Origin of the sequence: Lysobacter sp. CA196 (assembly GCF_052078695.1) — a bacterium.
GTDB lineage: Bacteria > Pseudomonadota > Gammaproteobacteria > Xanthomonadales > Xanthomonadaceae > Lysobacter.
The window spans coordinates 1-3739 of record NZ_JBQJIN010000062.1 but is presented as its reverse complement, the minus strand read 5'-3'; the positions used below and the strand labels follow the sequence as shown (position 1 = coordinate 3739).

The following is a 3739-nucleotide window of genomic DNA, read 5'->3' as shown; positions in this document are numbered from 1 at the left end:
CGGTGGGCAGCACCGATCCGGCCTGCACGACGACGGTGACCACGCCGGTGACGGCGTTGAGCCAGACGATCGCCAAGACCATGGCCAATGCCGATAACGACGGCAGCGGCACGGTGTCGGTGGGCGATGTGCTGACCTACACGGTGACGGTGACCAACACCAGCGCCAGCGGCAACCTGACCAACGTGGTGGTGAACGACAGCAAGATCACCCCGAGCAGCACGACCTGCGCCACGGTGGCGCCGGGCGCGACCTGCGTGCTGACCGGCACCTACACGGTGACCGCGGCCGACGTGACCGCCGGTTCGATCAGCAACACCGCGACCTCGACCAGTACGGCCTGTCCGGTGGGCAGCACGGATCCGTCGTGCACCACGACGATCAACACCCCGGTGGTTCCGTCGACGGTCAGCTACACCAAGACCGCCAGCACCGCCGGTCCGGTCGTGGTCGGCGACGTGATCACCTACACCCTGACGACGACGGTGGCGAACGCGCAGACCATCGGTGTGCTGACCCTGACCGACACGCTGGGCGCTGGCCTGGACTTCGTGGCGGTGACCGGTCAGAGCCCGGCGAGCGCCTATAGCTGCAATGCAGCCAATCCGCTGGTGTGCACATTGCCGGCCGGTACGGTGCCGGGCGTCTACACCGTGACCTACACGGCACGAGTGAATGCGCAGGCGACGGGCGGCGTGACCAACGCGGTGGTCGGCACGGGTACGGATAATCCGACCTGCACCGGCACCTGCACCACGACCACCCCGGTGACGGCGTCGGCGGTGAGCTACGAGAAGACGGCGAGCACCGCCGGTCCGGTCGTGGTCGGCGACGTGATCACTTACACCTTGACGGCGACGGTGATCAACGCGCAGACGACGGGCGTGACCACGCTGACCGACACGATGGGGTCCGGTCTGGACTTCGTCGCGGTGACCAGCGCCGGTGCCTTCACCTGCAATGCGGCCAATCCGCTGGTGTGCACCTTGCCGGCAGGTACGGTGCCGGGCAGCTACGCGGTGACTTACACCGCGCGGGTCAACGGCCAGGCCGGCGGCAGCGTCAACAACGCTGTGGTCGGTACCGGTACCGACGCTCCGAATTGCAGCAACGCGGGTTGCTCGGTGACGACGGAAGTCGCGCCGCCGGTGGTCAGCTACACGAAGTCGGCCAGCACGGCCGGCCCGGTGGCGCAAGGCGACACGATCACCTACACGCTGACGACGACGGTGGCCAATGCGCCGACTCGCAATGCCCTGACCCTGACCGATACCCTCGGCACGGGTCTGGACTTCACCGCGGTGACCGGTGCGGCCGGCTACAGCTGCAATGCGGCTAACCCGCTGGTGTGCACCTTGCCGGCCGGTACGGTGCCGGGCACCTACACGGTGAGCTACACCGCGACGGTCAACGCACAGGCGTCGGAGACGGTCAACAACACCGTCGTCGGCACCGGTACGGACAACCCGGCCTGCGTGGGCGCGTGCACCACCAGCACCACGGTGGCGCCGCCGCCGACCCTGCGGGTGATCAAGCAGGCGTCGCCGCGCGACGTGAAGATCGGCGACCTGGTCCGCTACACGGTCACGGTCGAGAACACCGGCACCGTCGACGCGATCGACGCGACCCTGGTCGACACGCCGCCTGCGGGCTTCACCTTCGTCGACGGTTCGCTGTCGGTCGCAGACCGTGACGGCGTCGGTCGCCTGGTCGGTACCTATCCGATCCAGGTCGACCAGGTCGACATCGCCGCCGGTGAGCGCGCGACGTTCACCTACCTGCTGCGGGTCGGCGCCGGCGTGCGCGCGGGCATCCACTCCAACAGCGCGTTGATGCGCGACAACGGCAAGATCGTCTCGAACGTGGCCACGGCCGAAGTGCAGTTGATTGCGGATCCGTTGCTCGACCACGCCCTGATCCTGGGTACCGTGTTCGACGACCGCGACAGCGACGGTTGGCAGGACAGCGCGGCGATCGACGACGCGCGGGTCCAGGGCGGCTTCGCTGCCGAGGCTTACGTGCCGAACTCGACTACGGTCGACCGCGGCAACGGTCCGAAGGCGGAACCGGACGCGAGCTCGCCGATGCTGCACGGCATCGTGTTGGGCAGCATCTCGGCCCGTCAGTCCGACGCCGATCCGGCCGACGCGCACCGCGTGGTGATCAGCCAGCGCCTGAAGGAGTTGAGCTTCAACGACGACTTCGCGCTGACCACCAAGCAGGGCGTGACGGTGCGGATGGATGCGGCCGGTACCACCCGGATCGAGCGCAGCGGCGACGCGGCCAAGAACCTGAGCGGCGCGGCACCGACGGTGGAACGTCGGGTCAGCCCGACCGAGGGCGGCTACCTGGTCGACTACATCGTTCGCAACACCGGTGTCGACGAACGCGGTATCCCGGGCGTGCGCATCGCCTCGATCGAGGGCTTGTTGATGGAGACCGACCAGTACGGCCGCTATCACCTCGAGGGCGTGGACGTGGGCACTTTGGAACGCGGCCGCAACTTCATCCTCAAGGTCGATCCGTCGACCCTGCCGCCGGGCACGGTGTTCACCACCGACAACCCGCTGACGCGTCGCGTCACCCCGGGCCTGCCGGTCCGCTTCGACTGGGGCGTCAAGCTGCCGGCCGGGCTGATCGAAGGCGGTGAGGAGCAGGTCGAGATGGAACTGGGCGAAGTCTTCTTCGCCCCGGGCAGCGCCGAGGTGCGTGCGCAGTATCTGCCGGCGATCGAGAAGATGGCCGACAAGATCAAGCAGCACCGCGGCGGTGAGGTGGTGATCAGCGCCAACGGCGATAGCGAGTCGCTGGCGTTCGATCGGGCTTCCGCGGTCAAGGCCGCGTTGGTCAAGCAACTGCCGGCCGACGTGCTGCAGGCGCTGAAGGTCAGCGTCCGCGGCAACGCCGACGACCCGGGTTCGCTGATCGTCGGCCTGGGCGAGGGCGGTGCGCTGTTGGGCACGGTGTTGTTCGACACCAACAAGGAGACCATCCGTCCGGAATTCGAGCCGCTGCTCGACAAGGTCGCTGCTGCGCTGGAACGCATGCACGGCGGCGTCATCGCGATCGTCGGCCACACCGATGTCCGCGCTTCGTACCAATACAACACTGCGCTCGGCATGCGACGCGCCAAGGCCGTCTACGACGCGTTGGCCCAACGACTGAGCCCCGAAGTGCGCGCCAAGGTGCGAGTCGAGTCGAGCAACGATCCGACCGCCCCTGTCGACGTGAAGCGGAATTGAGGGGGCGGACATGAAGATGAAGATGAAATTGCTGGACTACACCCTGATCAGCCTGTTGGCGGGCGCAGCCCCGTTGGCGACTGCGCAGGAGTCCACTAAAGAGACCACTGCCCAGTCCGAGGCGCCGCCCGCCGAAGCCATGACCTGCACGGAAGAGGCGTGCAGCGGCGAAGACGGTTTGCTGTTCAAGCTGCGTACGCGCAGCTACAGCAAGCCGGTCACCGAGGGCACGACGACGAAATCCTCGTCGGAAGCCCTGCAGCCGGACCGCCGCGTGTCGGTGGCGCTGGAGCAGCCGGGCAAGGCGGTGGCGATCGGCAAGTGGTCGATCAGCCTGCCCAACGGCGGGGTGATCTGGGCGACCGAGGATCCCACCCTCGGCCGGCCGGAGATGAACGTCAGCGGCACCAGCCTGGTGTCCTTCGACGGGACTAAGGTGCTCAAGCCGGTGCGCTTCTACGCGTACAACAACTATGCCTCGTTCATCCAGCGCGCCG

The 3739-nt window shown here is 67.5% G+C and carries 1 protein-coding gene and 1 pseudogene; both read left to right on the top strand.

Going from position 1 to position 3739, the window contains the following annotated elements:
- On the top strand, window positions 1–3242 hold a 3242-nt coding region (locus ACTOWK_RS23535; RefSeq protein WP_441332496.1), incomplete at its 5' end, for an isopeptide-forming domain-containing fimbrial protein.
- A gap of 16 nt (window positions 3243–3258) precedes the next feature.
- A pseudogene (locus ACTOWK_RS23530) lies at window positions 3259–3739 on the top strand (hypothetical protein); the annotation flags it as partial.